Annotated in this window: 13 protein-coding genes; 4 read left to right on the top strand and 9 right to left on the bottom strand. The window is 45.3% G+C overall.

Annotated features, from left to right (window positions below):
- Nucleotides 1–102 precede the first annotated feature (102 nt).
- Entirely contained in the window at nucleotides 103–870 is a 768-nt protein-coding gene (locus F752_RS0118320) for a carboxypeptidase-like regulatory domain-containing protein (RefSeq protein WP_160164139.1), read from the top strand.
- A 27-nt stretch (nucleotides 871–897) separates the two neighbouring features.
- On the opposite strand, the gene F752_RS0118315 is transcribed toward F752_RS0118320, so the two are convergent.
- The 3 genes from F752_RS0118315 to F752_RS0118305 all read right to left on the bottom strand — a co-directional run bounded on the left by F752_RS0118315 (nucleotide 898) and on the right by F752_RS0118305 (nucleotide 4,939).
- A complete protein-coding gene (locus tag F752_RS0118315; protein ID WP_017733207.1) occupies nucleotides 898–2,073 on the bottom strand; it encodes a formimidoylglutamase in 1,176 nt (391 codons plus the stop codon).
- Nucleotides 2,074–2,453: 380 nt separating this feature from the next.
- Nucleotides 2,454–3,755, bottom strand: coding sequence for an NADH:ubiquinone reductase (Na(+)-transporting) subunit F (gene nqrF / locus F752_RS0118310; protein WP_017733206.1), 1,302 nt, complete (start codon nucleotides 3,753–3,755; stop codon nucleotides 2,454–2,456).
- A gap of 200 nt (nucleotides 3,756–3,955) precedes the next feature.
- Nucleotides 3,956–4,939: a radical SAM protein gene (locus F752_RS0118305; RefSeq protein ID WP_017733205.1), complete on the bottom strand. Its 984-nt coding sequence runs from the start codon at nucleotides 4,937–4,939 to the stop codon at nucleotides 3,956–3,958.
- A 262-nt stretch (nucleotides 4,940–5,201) separates the two neighbouring features.
- On the opposite strand from F752_RS0118305, the gene F752_RS0118300 reads away from it, so the two are divergent.
- Nucleotides 5,202–6,092 carry an SDR family NAD(P)-dependent oxidoreductase gene (locus tag F752_RS0118300; protein ID WP_017733204.1) on the top strand — a complete coding sequence of 297 codons (891 nt, stop codon included), beginning with the start codon at nucleotides 5,202–5,204 and terminating at the stop codon, nucleotides 6,090–6,092.
- Nucleotides 6,093–6,218: 126 nt separating this feature from the next.
- Here the strand turns inward: F752_RS0118300 and F752_RS25545 are convergent, their stop codons facing one another.
- The 4 genes from F752_RS25545 to F752_RS0118275 all read right to left on the bottom strand — a co-directional run bounded on the left by F752_RS25545 (nucleotide 6,219) and on the right by F752_RS0118275 (nucleotide 10,695).
- Nucleotides 6,219–7,847 carry a sensor histidine kinase gene (locus F752_RS25545; RefSeq protein WP_017733203.1) on the bottom strand — a complete coding sequence of 543 codons (1,629 nt, stop codon included), beginning with the start codon at nucleotides 7,845–7,847 and terminating at the stop codon, nucleotides 6,219–6,221.
- Nucleotides 7,848–8,087: 240 nt separating this feature from the next.
- The gene (locus F752_RS0118290) at nucleotides 8,088–8,570 is read right to left on the bottom strand and encodes a hypothetical protein (RefSeq protein ID WP_017733202.1); all 483 of its coding nucleotides are present in this window, start codon (nucleotides 8,568–8,570) and stop codon (nucleotides 8,088–8,090) included.
- Between the two features lie 199 nt (nucleotides 8,571–8,769).
- Entirely contained in the window at nucleotides 8,770–9,609 is an 840-nt protein-coding gene (gene accD / locus F752_RS0118280; protein ID WP_017733200.1) for an acetyl-CoA carboxylase, carboxyltransferase subunit beta, read from the bottom strand.
- 27 nt (nucleotides 9,610–9,636) lie between these two features.
- Nucleotides 9,637–10,695 (bottom strand): class I fructose-bisphosphate aldolase, encoded by a 1,059-nt coding sequence (locus F752_RS0118275; RefSeq protein WP_017733199.1) that lies wholly within the window; start codon nucleotides 10,693–10,695, stop codon nucleotides 9,637–9,639.
- A gap of 128 nt (nucleotides 10,696–10,823) precedes the next feature.
- Between F752_RS0118275 and F752_RS0118270 the strand changes: the two genes are divergently transcribed.
- On the top strand, nucleotides 10,824–11,030 hold the full coding sequence (locus F752_RS0118270) for a hypothetical protein (RefSeq protein WP_017733198.1): 207 nt from the start codon (nucleotides 10,824–10,826) through the stop codon (nucleotides 11,028–11,030).
- A gap of 111 nt (nucleotides 11,031–11,141) precedes the next feature.
- Here F752_RS0118270 and F752_RS0118265 read toward each other — a convergent pair whose 3' ends face one another.
- Entirely contained in the window at nucleotides 11,142–11,393 is a 252-nt protein-coding gene (locus F752_RS0118265) for a hypothetical protein (protein WP_017733197.1), read from the bottom strand.
- Nucleotides 11,394–11,407: 14 nt separating this feature from the next.
- Nucleotides 11,408–14,224 (bottom strand): carbamoyl-phosphate synthase large subunit, encoded by a 2,817-nt coding sequence (gene carB / locus F752_RS0118260; protein ID WP_017733196.1) that lies wholly within the window; start codon nucleotides 14,222–14,224, stop codon nucleotides 11,408–11,410.
- Nucleotides 14,225–14,448: 224 nt separating this feature from the next.
- Here carB and F752_RS26310 point away from each other — a divergent pair, with 224 nt between their 5' ends.
- Complete coding sequence (locus tag F752_RS26310) at nucleotides 14,449–14,586, top strand: hypothetical protein (RefSeq protein ID WP_160164138.1); 138 nt, start codon at nucleotides 14,449–14,451, stop codon at nucleotides 14,584–14,586.
- Nucleotides 14,587–14,891 lie beyond the last annotated feature (305 nt).

The following is a 14,891-nucleotide window of genomic DNA, read 5'->3' as shown; positions in this document are numbered from 1 at the left end:
CTACTCTATACCGAAGCAGACAGATGGCTAACTTTGGCCAATCGACCTACTTTAACTCGCCAAATAAAATTATTTTTGTACCTGCAGCGTTCTGGTATTGATTTGAAGAAGTTTTTCCCCTTTATCGCCCTCCTTTGCTTTACGGCCCTCCAATCTTATGCTCAGCAGGAGGGGCTCATCAGCGGCCGCATTGTTACGGCCGAAGATACCACTATTGGCATTGCATATGCGCATGTGTACAATAAGAACAACGAAAAAGGAACCACCACCGGTATGGGAGGCAACTATCGCCTGCTGGCATCTCCAAAGGATTCGCTCGAATTCAGAATGATTGGATATGTAGATACCACTCTTTCTTATGCACAGGCCATGGCCCTTAACTTTGTCATCCCGTTGAAAGAAAGGGTATACAAGCTGCGGCAGGTGGAGGTACGGGGTGAGCACCTGACAGAACCCTTCGCACCGGAAACCACACCGGACGACCCTTATTTTGGCTACCCCAGCGTAAGACCCAGCGGTCGTTCGCGGGAGGAAGATAAGATTGGTCTTACGGGTGGAATGGGGGGTACAGGGGTTACCGGCGCGGTAACTGCCCTGGCGAATAAGTTTAATAAAAAGGCCAAGCAGCGGGAGCGTATCCGTCAGCTAAAAGAGCAGAAAAGACAAAACCAATACTATGAGGCCCTTTTCGAATACTGGTTCGACAAAGAAATTGTACAGGAAATTACTGGTCTTGAAGGCAGGGAACTAAATCGCTTCTTAAAATTCTGCAACCCCAGTCTCGCCTTTCTAGAAAGCGCCACCGAATACGAAGCAATTTTAGCGATTCAACGGTATTACGAGAAGTACCAGAATGTTAACAGGTACTGAATAAAAACCCATTGCTACTCAGCTAGGCTAAAACAGCTTTGCATATACATTGAGCCAACGCTCGGGGAGTTCGCCTTCTACGGCAGTAAGATAATCGGAATAGCTGCAGGGGACCATAAAGTTGCGGCCATAGCGACTGTTCTTCTCCTCAGGGTGTGGCACTTCCATCCACCACTTTTCACTGAGGGTGCTCTTATAAAAGGTTATGGTAGCCGGCTCGGAGGGCATGGCTACAATATAACGTTTGTAGTCATTGCTCGCAAAACTCTGCTCCTTTTTGCGGTTGTAAAATCCTTCGATAAAGTACCAGATCATGGTAGCAATAACCGAAGCGGTGGTCTTGCGACTGTCGTCGAGACCAGGGTGATATTCGAAAAAACCCACGGAACTCAGTTTTTCACTCAGGCCGGCATACCAGCACAACTGGCAGGCTTCTTCGCCCGTAAGTCCGAAAGGCTGAGCCCGTACACTTCCGGGAGCATCAGCACCTTTTATGGCCGTGATATCAAAGCTTAAAAGATCGGCATCGCGAATAACGGGCTCTGACTCTTTTATATCCTCCCGCATTTGCCCCAGCCGATGAGCCTGAAAATAAAAGCGCTCCAGCACAGCCATGGCATTGGCGTCGGTAAGGTAGCTCTGGTAGCCCAGCAGGTTAAAGTTGAAAAGATAGTTTGGCTCATGTACCAGCATTTTATGAATGTGCCGCTGGTTATCGGGTAGCTCCTTCTCATCTTCCATATCCAGGAAAGCATCGACACTTACGACGGACACAAGCTTCTCCAGATCTTCATACGCCAGGTACTGCCCAAAAGCCATATCGTGGGAGCCGCCAATGAGCACAGGCAATATATTCTGCTGAATGAGCATCTGGCAGGCTTCCTTAATACGAAGGTGAGTTTCCTCAGGAGTGATTCCGGGGCTTAGATTACCAAGATCGGCGATTTTTAAAGTGCCCGAGCTTCCCTTCTTTAACTGGTACAGCTTCCGGCGGATTTCATTGGCTGCCTGCTCCGCCCCTTCGCTATTGGCCGCACCCCTGTATTCGCTCAGCCCGATAATGGCCATGTCTACCCCTTCATACTCCGGAAAGGTTTCGCCATGGATTAGCATACTCTTCATGAGCGAATTATGAGGCTTTATTCCGGCATACACCCATTCTTCAATGCCGGTAAAAAATATCTTGATATCGATGCTATCCATGCTTTGGTTGTTTGTTGCTGGTTGTTTGTTGCTGGTCTTTAGTGGGTGGTGGCTTGTGCCTGTTTGTTAATAGTGGGTTATAAGTACTAAGACACCTCCAATGAAATTAGCACAAATCTCCGACTTCCTCTTTAATGGTCTCTGGCAGTTTGATAGAGATTACTTCACTCCACAGAGCTACGTTCGCAATGACAGCAGTTTAGAAGGGCCTCCGTCTTGGCTCCTGATTCCGAGCCATTTACTCAACTTCACCCATTATCTATCACCTCTCACCTCTAGTCTCATTCAATCTCTAAATATACAGAAGAGAATAAATTCGGCCAACAGGCGGAAATAAAAAAGGGAGCTTTGCAGCTCCCTTTTTGTCAGAATTTTTCTAATTAACCACCGAAGTCGTCGAAACGAATATTTTCAGGTGGTACGCCCATATCGTCGAGCATTTTCAGTACGGCCGCGTTCATCATTGGCGGTCCGCAGAGGTAGTACTCTACTTCTTCCGGTTCAGGGTGGTTCTTCAGGTAGTTATCGTACAGCACCTGGTGGATGAAACCAACATAACCATCTCCTTCATCGTCGAGGCTTTTCTTCACTTTCCAGTTATCTTCCGGCAGCGGCTCAGAAAGACCTATGTAGAAGCGGAAGTTCGGGAAGTCTTTTTCGATATTCCTGAAGTGGTTGGTATAGAAAAGCTCTTTTTTGGAGCGGCCACCATACCAATACGATACTTTACGGTCAGTCTTCTCTGTATGGAACAGGTGGAAGATGTGCGAGCGCAAAGGTGCCATACCGGCACCACCACCAATGTAAATCATTTCGCGATCGGTCGGGTTGATGAAGAATTCACCATAAGGACCTGAAATAGTTACTTTATCGCCCGGCTTACGAGAGAATACGTAAGAAGAACAGATACCAGGATTTACATCCATCCAGCGATTGTTGGCTCTATCCCATGGTGGCGTAGCAATACGGATGGTGAGCATGATGATGTTTCCTTCGGCCGGGTGGTTTGCCATAGAGTAGGCACGGAACACAGGCTCGTCGTTCTTCATCTTCAGCCCCCACATCTGGAATTTATCCCAGTCAGACTTATACACATCCTGCGGGTGGTTGAGTTCAGGCTTAGGCGTAATGTCCATATCCTTGAAATCAACGGTAATTTCCGGCACGTCAATCTGGATATACCCACCTGATTCGAAGTCGAGGGTTTCGCCTTCAGGCAACTTCACCACGAATTCCTTAATGAAGGTCGATACGTTATAGTTTGATACTACTTCGCACTCCCACTTCTTGATACCGAATATTTCTTCCGGAATTCGGATGCGCATATCCTGCTTTACCTTTACCTGACAGGAAAGACGAACATTTTCTTTCTGCTCGGTACGGCTCAGGTGACCTACTTCGGTAGGGAGCACTTCGCCTCCACCATCTTCTACCACACACTTACACATGGCGCAGGTACCACCACCACCACAGGCAGAAGGAAGGAACACCTTTTGTGAGGAGAGGGTAGATAAGAGTGAGCTACCTGCAGAGGTAACAATTGGGTTCTTCTCATCCCCATTGACAACAATCTTCACATCGCCCGACTGCACCAGCTTAGACTGGGCAAAAAGGAGAATAAACACCAATAGTAAAATTACCAGGGTAAAAGCTACTATTGCAGTAATTACTACAGAACTCATTTACCTATCTCAGTTTTGATTTAACTTACAAGTTCCCTTTACAGGAATTGATGCAAATATATTCAATAATGCCGAATAAAGGCAGTAAAGTTTTAAAAATTTAGCACATCAGCCACCCTTTGCCACTGCCGGTTTCAGTGCAGTAAAAGCCAAACAAGCAGGCCTTATAAGACCTCCTTTCCCGGGAAACCTTCTCCCCACTAAAAAGGCAGCAAAGTTTTCCAGGTGCCTTTCATTAAATTGTATTTAAGGGTAGAGGGTAGAGCCTGCCAGAAGTACCGGCTCAGGTGAGTGGCAAAGCTTGGCTGCATATAACAGTTAATGGTACAACCCTGGCAAGCCGGCAGCCTCCCTTCCTGCGCAATAAGTGTCTGCACCTCAGGCGAGTGGTAGAGAGCCTCCAGCTGGTTTTCAATCGAAAACTCCTTCAGCCCAAGATGATAGCAGGGTAACACCAGCTTATTTTCCGGAGAAATTACTACCGTTGTACTTCCTGCCTTACAAACCGGCTTTTCTACCTGGTTTCCGCCATCTTTTCGGAGACCGATAAAGCCATCATTAAGATATACCCCCCGTTTTTTACCCCACAGTTGTAGTTCTTTTAAGGCGGCTAGTGTCAAACCACCACCCGTCTCCACCTCATTGTAGCCGAATACCGGGTTCAGGATTAGCACCAGGCCCTCCGGCTGGCTAATATTTTCATAGACCTCCTTTACCTGGTGAATATTGCTGTTCATCACGGTAAAAAGAATATCGGGCCGTTCCCCAAGCGCTTTGGCTGTTTTGATGGATTCTACAACAAAGTCAAAGCAGGCTACCCCGCGGGAGGCATCGTGTTCTTCCTTATGCGGTGAGTCAAGGGAAAAATGGAGCATATCGACCAGCCCTTTCAGTCGTTCTGCCCATTTTGGGTAAAGAAGTGTATTAGTAGTGAGGGTGGTAATAAAACCCATATCTTTGGCCATCCGGAGCAGCTTATCAATCTGCCGGTGCAGGAGTGGTTCTCCACCGGTAAAGTCAATCACTTTCACACCCAGCCGCTTCAGGTCCCGCAGGTTAGCGGCTACCTGTTCCTCATTAACATAGGGTGAGGGACGTTCCCAGATATCGCAGAAGCTACAACGCGCATTACAGCGATAGGTAACATAGTAGTTGCAAAGGACAGGGTGAGAAAGTAGCCGCATACATCAAATAAAGCGTAAAAATCTTGTCTTTCAAAAAGTAACCGCCATACAGACAGGCAGAACATAGTTGCTGTATGGATGCCCCCTCTCCCCTTCCTTCCTTTTTTACCTGAACTTGTACACCAGAGTAAAAGGTGGAGAACCTGAACAGCCCGCATAAAATCCTTCCTGCTCCCAAACTATCCTGCTCCACACGCCTTTAATTATTAAGAGACAAGTATCTGGCAAACAACTTTTTACAATCATAATTAAAATATTTTTTATGGAAAGATTAAAAGAAAAAGTCGCCGTGGTAACAGGTGGTGGTACAGGCATAGGAGAAGCAATTTGCAAAAAGTTTGCAATGGAAGGAGCCAGGGTGGTGGTGGCAGGAATGCCTCAGGACCCTGTGGAGGATGTTGTATCGGAAATTGAGGAAAGGGGCGGCAGGGCAATTGGTTTCAAGGGTGATTTGGCTGATAAAAAAGATGCAGAAAAATGTATTCGCATGGCTGTGGAGGAATTTGGGAAGCTGGATATCCTCATTAACAATGCAGGTATTTTTCCTGTTACAGCCGAGCTGCAGGAGTATGACATAGATGCTTTCGACAGCCTGATCCGCAACAATATCCGCAGCGCTTTTATGATGACCCGAGCCGCCCTTCCGGAGCTCCACAAGACCAAAGGTTGTATTGTTTCTGCCGGCTCTGAGGCAGGCCGCTTAGGAATTGCCCAGAATACTCCTTATGGGGGAACCAAGGGCTTTATCCATGCTTTTATGAAGGGAGTGGCTATTGAACAGGCAAAGCACGGCGTTAGAGCCAACTGCGTGTGCCCCGGACCTATTGATACCGCCTGGACCCGGAAGGAAGAGGGACCTATGGATGAAAAAATGGAAAAGACCATGATTGGGGCCAATGCCATGGGTCGCCGGGGTACTCCCGAAGAGGTGGCCAATGTATATTTATTCCTTGCTTCCGACGAGGCATCCTATGTTACAGGTGCCCTCTGTTTTGTAGACGGAGGCACTACTGTTGTAAAAGGCAATGTAGGAGAACAGGCCGATGAAAGCATGAAACAACAACCAAAAGGCTCTTTGCCGCTACGCCACTCGAAAGATGGGGCAACAGAAGTACGCTGGCCTAAAAGCAGCTCGGCAAAAGAAAAGACCTGATTTGCGATACAGCAATAAACAATTATAAGGCAGGTGGCCCCCTTTAGCTGTCTGCCTTTTTTAACCCGAAAACTGTTAGGCTCCTTATCTCAGGTGTACAGTTCCCTCCCCCTGAGCGCTCAATGGCTATCGATACATGTTTGGAATCGTTACCTTCACGATTGTTCCTTTTCCTAGTTCAGATTCAAGAAGAATGCTCCCCTGCAGCTTTAACAGGGCTTCTTTCACTATATACAAACCAAGTCCGGAGCCGGGTTTCTTATCCGTGGCCCTGTAGAACATATCGAACACCTTTCCCTGACGCGACTTTTCTATCCCTATTCCGTTATCCTCAATGGTAATTTGGGCCTCTTCTTCATTCACCTTAACATTAACCCCTACCATACCGCCATGTTCCTGCAGGCGCTGGTATTTAAATGAATTGGAGAGCAGGTTACTTAAAATAATATGCAGGCGGCTATCGTCTGTGGCAAAAGGCACTTCCTGCAGAATCTCGACTGAAAAATTGATACTTTCTTTCTGATAACTATATCGTAGCTGGGCAACCACTTCCTGGAGCACCTCCTCAAAGTCAACCTCTTCCGGTTTCACTTCCATCCGGGAATTGCGGGAGTAATCAAGAATATCCTTAATAAAGTTATCCTGCTTCTGCAGGCTTTTTCGCACGAGCACCAGCAATTCCTTAATCTTATCCACATCTTGTTCCTGGCTAAGAATAATTTCGATAAGTCCCAGAACAGAGGAGTTAGGTGCTCGCAGGTCGTGCGATACCCGGTACACAAAGTTATCCAGCTCTTCATTCAGCTTTTTCAGCTCTGCATTTTGTGCTTCAAGCTGTTGCTCGTGCTGTTTTATTGCCGTTATATTCTGCTTAAGTCCAATCAGCTTAAAAGGTTCTCCTTCTTTGTCACGCAGGCTTTCACCCATGCATTTGACAACAATAATTTCCTTATCTGAAGGCCTGATACAACGAAATTCGAAGGAGAACTTTGGTTCATTTAAAGAGCGGTTTAAGTTTTCGCTGAAGTGAGCGGTATCCTCCGGATGAACGAGTTCTTTAAACCTGCTAATAGAAAGTCTATCGAAAGTTGAAAGGCCAAAAAGCGTGCAAAAACCTTCCGACACCTGTAGCTGCCCTGTCCGTAAATCAGCTTCAAAGATCCCTATTTCAGCCACTTTCTGAACTTTAGAAAGAATCTCCTGCCGTCCCCTTACCTCTTCGTAGAACTTCAGGTACTGCCCGATTACATCCTGCAACTTTTGGTTCTTGCTCCTTAACTCAAACAGCTTTACTACCTGGCTGCCAAGGATCCGCAGTGCAAAGGCTTCACCGCTCCCCAGTTTACGGGGCCTGGTATCCCCAACTGCCAGAGTTCCTAACTTGTGCCCTCCCACACTTATCAAGGGCATACCCGCATAAAAGCGAATGTATGGCTCTCCAATCACTAAAGGATTATCGAAAAATCGCTCATCCTGCAGGGTGTCCTTCACTTCCATTATATCATCATGATGGATTGCATGACTGCAAAAGGCAATATCCCTTGCTGTTTCCTGAATCTTAAGCCCCACCCTTGCCTTAAACCACTGTCGGTGAGTATCGATAAGCGTAATAAGGCAAATAGGAGCATGGCAAACCTGTGCAGTCAGTTCGACAATATCCTGAAACTCCTGCTCCTCGGGTGTATCCAGCACCCGGTAGTTTATGAGGCGCTTTAGCCTCTCCTCTTCATTGTCCAGTAGACCTGCTACAATCATGCTTATAAATAGAAAAAATTAATTAATCACTTAAAAATGCGAAGGTCATTGTACTCTTCAGAGTTAAAATACGAACATTTTATTAAAAAGTATTAATTGTTATAAATTATTCTTTCATTCTATTAGCTGTGGAAGGGAGAGCTTAGTAACTAATAAAGAGCACTTTATAGCATTAAGCAAAATAAAGGAGGAGATCCGCTCCCGAATCTCCTCCTTTATCAGCTACTATTTCAGTTTTATTTATTTTCTCTTCACCTGCTCATATCCCTGATCTTTCTTTTCATCCCAATCTTTGCGGTGGGTCCGCTTTCCCTTCAGGAGGGTAGGTGTTAAGGTGGCCAGCAGAACAGCAATTAAATAAGTAATAAAGGAGAAGGCATACCTGAATTCAAAGCCTACGCCAATAATCCAGTAGAAGATAAGCTCCACAATTACACCTACCAATACCAGGCGTGCACTATTATAAAATGTGCGGGTAAGACTTCTTTTAGCTATCCAGAAGGCCGTACCTAGGTAACTGAGAAAGCCAATGGAAAGAAAAATCATGATACCGGTATTTTCCATATAATCCTCTGTAAAGCCGAGGTTATACTCCGGGTGAATAAGATTTCCCCACACATACACATAGAGCAGATTGGCTACTATTGGTACCAGCTCGGCACACAAGCCATACAGTGCAATTATCGTTGGGGTAATTTTTCTATTCTCTAATGAGGTATCCATAATGTATCGGTAAAAAATTAAGATCTCTTTACTAAAAATGCTTCACTTTCCTAATTTATACTGTAAACCAAGCGGTATAGTTTGTTCTGAGTCTCAAAATTTTCCGGAACAGGGATTTGAGTTTGGACGGCAACTGCCTGTATGGCATAAAAAAAGCCAACCCTAAGGTCAGCTTTTTTCATTATCGTATACTCATGGTTTAAGAGAGCACTTTCAGGAGCAGTGCTATTTTGCTTTTCAGGTTGCGACGGTCCACGATAAAATCGAGGAAACCATGTTCCAGTACAAACTCTGAGCTCTGAAAGCCTTTTGGCAGATCTTTACCAATGGTTTCGCGAATAACACGTGGACCGGCAAAGCCTATGAGAGCATCGGGCTCGGCAATATTAAAATCGCCCAGCATGGCAAAAGAAGCTGTTACCCCACCGGTGGTTGGGTCGGTCAGGAGCGAGATATAAGGAATACCTGCTTCTGAGAGTAACGCCAGCCTGGCCGAGGTTTTCGCCATCTGCATCAGAGAATAGCCTGCTTCCATCATACGGGCACCGCCCGATTTGGAAATCATCAGAAAAGGAATTTTATGTTCCAGGCTATAGTTAATGGCCCTGGCTATTTTTTCCCCTACCACAGACCCCATGGAACCACCAATAAAGCTGAAGTCCATACAGCCTACCACCAAATCCTGCCCATGCACTTTGCCGTGCGCAGTCCGTACCGCATCTTTCAGGCCCACTTTTTTTTGCGAAGCCTGTATCCGCTGCGGGTAAGGTTTACTGTCGACAAAGGAGAGTGGGTCGGCAGATTCCAAATCGGCATCCAGTTCTTTAAATTCATTTTTATCGAACAGAATTTCGAAGTATTCCTTCGAGCCGATTCTTACATGGTAGTTATCGTCCGGTACTACATAGCAGTTCTCCTTCAGTTCACGGGTATGGATAATCTTCCCGGCAGGTGTTTTAAACCATAACCCATCTGGTACTTCCTTCTTTGCTTCTGTAGGGGTAAGGATTCCTTTATCCTTTCTCTTAAACCAAGCCATAAGTCTCTTTTTGTTAAGAGTGCAAATTTATGCAATCGTTACTTCTTGAGAAAGATAAACGTCCTGAATCGCATTTAAAAGTTCAACACCTTCTTTCATTGGGCGCTGGAAAGCCTTACGACCACTGATTAGGCCCATACCACCGGCACGTTTGTTCACCACTGCGGTACGAACGGCATCCTGCAGGTCAGATTCGCCGGCAGATGCCCCACCTGAGTTAATTAAGCCAATTTTGCCCATATAGCAGTTGGCTACCTGGTAGCGGGTAAGGTCAATTGGATTGTCGGACGACAGCTTATCGTACATGCCCTTGTGGGTTTTGCCAAAGCCAATTTCCTTAAAGCCTCCATTGGTTTCTGGTAGCTTCTGCTTAATAATATCGGCCTGAATGGTTACACCCAGGTGGTTTGCCTGGCCGGTAAGGTCGGCGGCTACATGGTAATCAGTACCATCTTTCTTAAAGTCGTTGTTACGGGTATAGCACCAGAGAATAGTGGCCAAACCTAATTCATGCGCTCTTTCAAAGGCGGCAGCTACCTCCACAATCTGGCGGTTCGATTCCGGAGACCCAAAATAAATAGTCGCCCCAACGGCCGCTGCACCTAAATTCCATGCCTCTTCAACCGTACCAAACATAATCTGGTCGTATTTATTCGGATAGGTCATAAGCTCGTTATGGTTGATTTTTACCACGAAAGGAATCTTATGAGCATACTTACGGCTCATGAGCGCCAGGTTACCAAAAGTAGTGGCTACGGCATTACAGCCACCCTCTATCGCCAGCTTGATAATATTTTCAGGGTCGAAGTAGGCAGGGTTAGGAGCAAAAGAAGCACCTGCAGTATGTTCAATGCCCTGGTCGACTGGCAGAATGGATACATAACCAGTACCGGCAAGACGTCCTGTATTGTAGAGAGAGGCCAGACTCCGCATTACCTGCGGATTACGGTTTGAATAGGCAAAAATCTCATCTATACTGTTGGGGCCAGGCAGGTAGAGCTGATCTTTAGAGATGGTTTTACATTCGTGGTTGAGCAGGTTTTCTGCTTCTTTACCTAAAAGCTGTTCGATTTTGTTGGTTGACATAGAGCTAAAAAATTAACAGTTTGTAAAATTTCTTTCATTGGTACTTTATGGTCCTTTATCGGGCAGCGCCATTCCGGAGCATTTTCATACCTTTATTTAACGGGCCAATTTTATAAAGAATAATCAATATGAACAAATATATACTAAAGTTGCTCCTGGGGGTTTTTGTTTGCTGTATTATCAGTTATAGCGCAAGTAGTTGCAGTCGTACCGTGTATGTAAGGCAGCAGGGACAAACTTACCATGACTACGAAGCCATGAAGCACGATAAAGTGGTAAATAAAACAAAGCGCCCGAAAATGAAACAGAAGAAAAACAAGTTAAGGAACTACTGATAAACCTCCCCTCTTATTGGGCCTCCGCTAAAGCAGCAGAGGCTTTTTCTTTTTACAGAAGGCAAAAGAAAAGGCCACTCCTTACAGAATGGCCTCTTTGTTAACTTATAGCTATTTATCTACTTCTTCGTAATCTACATACTCCCCACCACGGAAATTCACCTGCTTTCTTTTTTCTTTCGGCGGCTCATACTCTACATGAATACTTCCTTCCGGACGACGGCGGTTTTGCCGCTGCCGCTGTTGCTTATGACTATTTTTATGCCGCTGCCCCAGCAGGATGAAAAAGGCCTTAAAGAAAAAACCAATAAACCTGTAAAGCAGGTAACAGATGAGTAAGAAAGTAAAAATCTTTAATATCATATCTTTTTGCTAACTTATTTACTAAGGTATAAGTTTCGCTCTGAATAAATATTGAGGAAGTAGTCGTCCATCAGGTCATCGATAAAGTAAATCGCCTCGCCGGTCGATTTCATCTCCGGCCCCAACTCCTTATTTACATTCGGGAACTTATTGAAAGAGAAAACCGGTACTTTTATAGCATAGCCCTTCCTGTGCGGGTTAAATTTAAAGTCTCTTACCTTCTTTTCTCCGAGCATTACCTTTGTGGCATAATTCACATACGGCTCCTGATATGCTTTACATATAAAAGGCACGGTTCGCGATGCCCGTGGATTGGCCTCGATAATATATACCTTATCATCTTTAATGGCAAATTGAATGTTAATCAGGCCGACCGTCCCCAGGGCAAGGGCAATCTTTTTGGTATACTTCTCAATCTGTTGCATAACAAAATCGCCTAAGTTGTAAGGCGGAAGCACTGCATAAGAGTCACCTGAGTGTATACCTGCCGGTTCTATGTGCTGCATAATTCCGATGATGTGAACATCTTCTCCATCACAGATGGCATCAGCTTCAGCCTCCATTGCACCCTCAAGAAAATGGTCGAGCAGCACTTTATTGCCGGGTATATCGCGCAGCAGGTCAATTACATGTTTTTCGAGTTCTTTCTCATTAATCACAATCTTCATCCGCTGCCCTCCCAGCACATAACTGGGGCGTACCAATAATGGAAAACCTATTGTTTTAGAGAGCTCCACTGCCTGCTCGGCATCTTCAATAACTCCAAATTCCGGGTAAGGGATATTATTTTCCTTCAACAGCTGAGAAAAGCTTCCCCTGTCTTCAGCTAAATCGAGTTTTTCATAACTTGTACCAAGAATTGGAATTCCATAACGGTTAAGCTTTTCAGCTAACTTCAGCGCTGTCTGTCCACCCAGCTGCACAATAACGCCAACAGGCTTCTCATGCAGGATAATATCATAAATATGTTCCCAGAACACCGGTTCGAAATATAGCTTATCGGCGATATCCGGGTCGGTCGATACAGTTTCTGGATTACAGTTAATCATGATGGTTTCGTAGCCACATTCCTTAGCGGCCAGAATACCGTGTACGCAGGAATAGTCAAATTCAATTCCCTGCCCGATGCGGTTAGGTCCGGAGCCTAAAACAATTACCTTTTTCCGGTCGGAAGAAACCGACTCGTTCTCCTCCTCGAAAGTAGAGTAGAAATAAGGGGTCTCCGCTTCAAACTCTGCAGCGCAGGTATCGACCATCTTATATACCCGCTTCACTCCCATTTCATGCCGCTTCTTAAACACTTCGCTCTCCATGCAGCCCAGCAGGTGGGCAATTTGACGGTCGGCATAGCCACGCGATTTAGCTTCCTTCATCAGTGGAAGCGGCAGCGTATCGAGTTGATACTTTTGGATTTCCTTTTCCAGCACGACCAGCTCTTCGACCTGGCTCAGAAACCACCTGTCGATTTTGGTCAGTTCCAGAATGGTACGCATGGGTATGCCCAGTTTAAAGGCATCATAGATGTGGAAGAGCCTGTTCCAGCTGGGGCGCTTCAGGCTCTGGAGTATTTGCTCCTGATTCGTCAGCTCTTTGGCGTCGGCTCCCAAACCATTCCGCTTTATTTCGAGCGACTGACAGGCTTTCTGCAGGGCTTCCTGAAAGTTGCGGCCAATACCCATTACCTCTCCTACCGATTTCATCTGGAGTCCCAGGTCCCTGTTAGCACCTTCAAACTTATCGAAGTTCCAGCGAGGAATTTTTACAATTACATAGTCTAGGGCAGGCTCAAAATACGCTGAGGTGGTTTTGGTAATCTGGTTTTTAAGCTCATCCAGGTTATAACCAATTGCTAACTTAGCGGCTATTTTGGCGATAGGATATCCGGTAGCTTTCGATGCCAGTGCTGAAGAGCGCGATACCCGGGGGTTAATTTCGATGCCTACAATATCATCATCCTCAGGATTAACTGCAAACTGTACGTTACATCCGCCCGCAAACTGGCCAATGCCATTCATCATGGTAATGGCCAGGTTGCGCATTTTTTGATACACTGTATCAGGCAGCGTCATAGCCGGCGCCACGGTAATGGAATCTCCCGTGTGGATGCCCATTGGGTCGAAATTCTCGATGGAACAGATAATAATAATATTACCGATGTTATCCCTTAACAGCTCCAGTTCATACTCTTTCCAGCCAAGGATACTCTTTTCAATTAGTACTTCATGGATAGGTGAAGCATGCAATCCGGCCGTTAAGGCCTTTTCAAATTCTTCAGGTTTTTCTACAAAACCGCCACCTGAACCGCCAAGGGTATAGGAGGGGCGGATAACCAGCGGGAATCCTATTTCCTGCGCAATTTCTTTTCCCTGCAGAAAAGAGGTTGCTGTTTTTCCCTGGCATACATGCACCCCTAACTCCTCCATCTTCAGCCTGAACTTCTCCCTGTCTTCCGTGGTTTCGATGGCATTAATGTCCACCCCTATAATCCTGACGTTGAATTTTTCCCAGATTCCTGCTTTATCACAGTCAATGGCAAGATTGAGAGCTGTTTGTCCACCCATTGTTGGTAGCACTGCATCTATCTGCGGGTGTTCTTTCAGAATCTGTATTATCGATTTCTTTTCGAGCGGTAAGAGGTAAACATGATCTGCCGTTACGGGATCAGTCATGATGGTTGCAGGATTTGAGTTTATAAGTATTACCTCAATTCCTTCGTCTCTTAAAGAGCGCGCTGCCTGAGAACCAGCGTAATCAAACTCTGCAGCTTGTCCAATTACAATCGGGCCACTCCCAATAATCAGAATTGATTTGATGGAATTATCTCTTGGCATTTAAGTAGGGTTGAATTTTTATGAGTGGAGCATTGCATTTTGGATGCAAAGTTAAATCTTATTACCTAACATTCAAATGCCGATGCTTCTTATTGCATTAATGCAGTTAAGGGGTAACAAAACCCCCTGCTAATTGTACCGTATACTAAAATAGAAATTAATTCTGGTATAGTATTTGATAATTACATTATTGAACGTAACTTAAGCAAACGGAGGAAATAAAAATGATGATATATATTGATAATTTGTTAGAAGCATTAAATGAACTTGTAGCTGGTTTGCGGGAAAAGCTAAGCCCTAAACCGGAGCTACAGCCGATTCCTGTTAGGTCCGGCAATGGCAGCAGACCATCCAGGAATTAAAATAAAAAGCTTAGAAGCAGAATTTAGCGGTTAATAGCCGCTTTTTTTATGCCTTTATTTTTAATTTTGGCTAGCGTAGCTTTTTCTTTTTTTCCTGGTCTGGATCTTTGTCTTCTCTTCCTTTGCTTATATAGTTTCCATCTTTGAGGCTTCAGCTATATCACTCCCCATACAATTACCTGACTTTTTACACATCCTATAAATTTGATAAGCTGCCATTTTGCCATTGCTCTTCCTAAGTAACCTGAACTCGGGAATTGATTCTACGAATAGAGGGTCAAATACTTTAAATTCAGCATGATATA

This window comes from Nafulsella turpanensis ZLM-10 (assembly GCF_000346615.1).
Lineage (GTDB): Bacteria > Bacteroidota > Bacteroidia > Cytophagales > Cyclobacteriaceae > Nafulsella > Nafulsella turpanensis.
Note: the sequence above shows the minus strand (reverse complement) of the source record. Positions and strands in the feature narration are given on the sequence as shown.

What these genes read in the sequence shown, in the direction of transcription:
- F752_RS0118315 (WP_017733207.1), bottom strand. Translation starts at nt 2,073, where the DNA reads ATGGATAGCATCGATATCAAGATATTTTTTACCGGCATTGAAGAATGG.
- F752_RS0118290 (WP_017733202.1), bottom strand. Translation starts at nt 8,570, where the DNA reads ATGGATACCTCATTAGAGAATAGAAAAATTACCCCAACGATAATTGCA.
- F752_RS0118265 (WP_017733197.1), bottom strand. Translation starts at nt 11,393, where the DNA reads ATGATATTAAAGATTTTTACTTTCTTACTCATCTGTTACCTGCTTTAC.
- F752_RS0118275 (WP_017733199.1), bottom strand. Translation starts at nt 10,695, where the DNA reads ATGTCAACCAACAAAATCGAACAGCTTTTAGGTAAAGAAGCAGAAAAC.
- F752_RS0118300 (WP_017733204.1), top strand. Translation starts at nt 5,202, where the DNA reads ATGGAAAGATTAAAAGAAAAAGTCGCCGTGGTAACAGGTGGTGGTACA.
- accD (WP_017733200.1), bottom strand. Translation starts at nt 9,609, where the DNA reads ATGGCTTGGTTTAAGAGAAAGGATAAAGGAATCCTTACCCCTACAGAA.
- F752_RS0118305 (WP_017733205.1), bottom strand. Translation starts at nt 4,939, where the DNA reads ATGCGGCTACTTTCTCACCCTGTCCTTTGCAACTACTATGTTACCTAT.
- F752_RS0118270 (WP_017733198.1), top strand. Translation starts at nt 10,824, where the DNA reads ATGAACAAATATATACTAAAGTTGCTCCTGGGGGTTTTTGTTTGCTGT.
- carB (WP_017733196.1), bottom strand. Translation starts at nt 14,224, where the DNA reads ATGCCAAGAGATAATTCCATCAAATCAATTCTGATTATTGGGAGTGGC.
- F752_RS25545 (WP_017733203.1), bottom strand. Translation starts at nt 7,847, where the DNA reads ATGATTGTAGCAGGTCTACTGGACAATGAAGAGGAGAGGCTAAAGCGC.
- F752_RS26310 (WP_160164138.1), top strand. Translation starts at nt 14,449, where the DNA reads ATGATGATATATATTGATAATTTGTTAGAAGCATTAAATGAACTTGTA.
- nqrF (WP_017733206.1), bottom strand. Translation starts at nt 3,755, where the DNA reads ATGAGTTCTGTAGTAATTACTGCAATAGTAGCTTTTACCCTGGTAATT.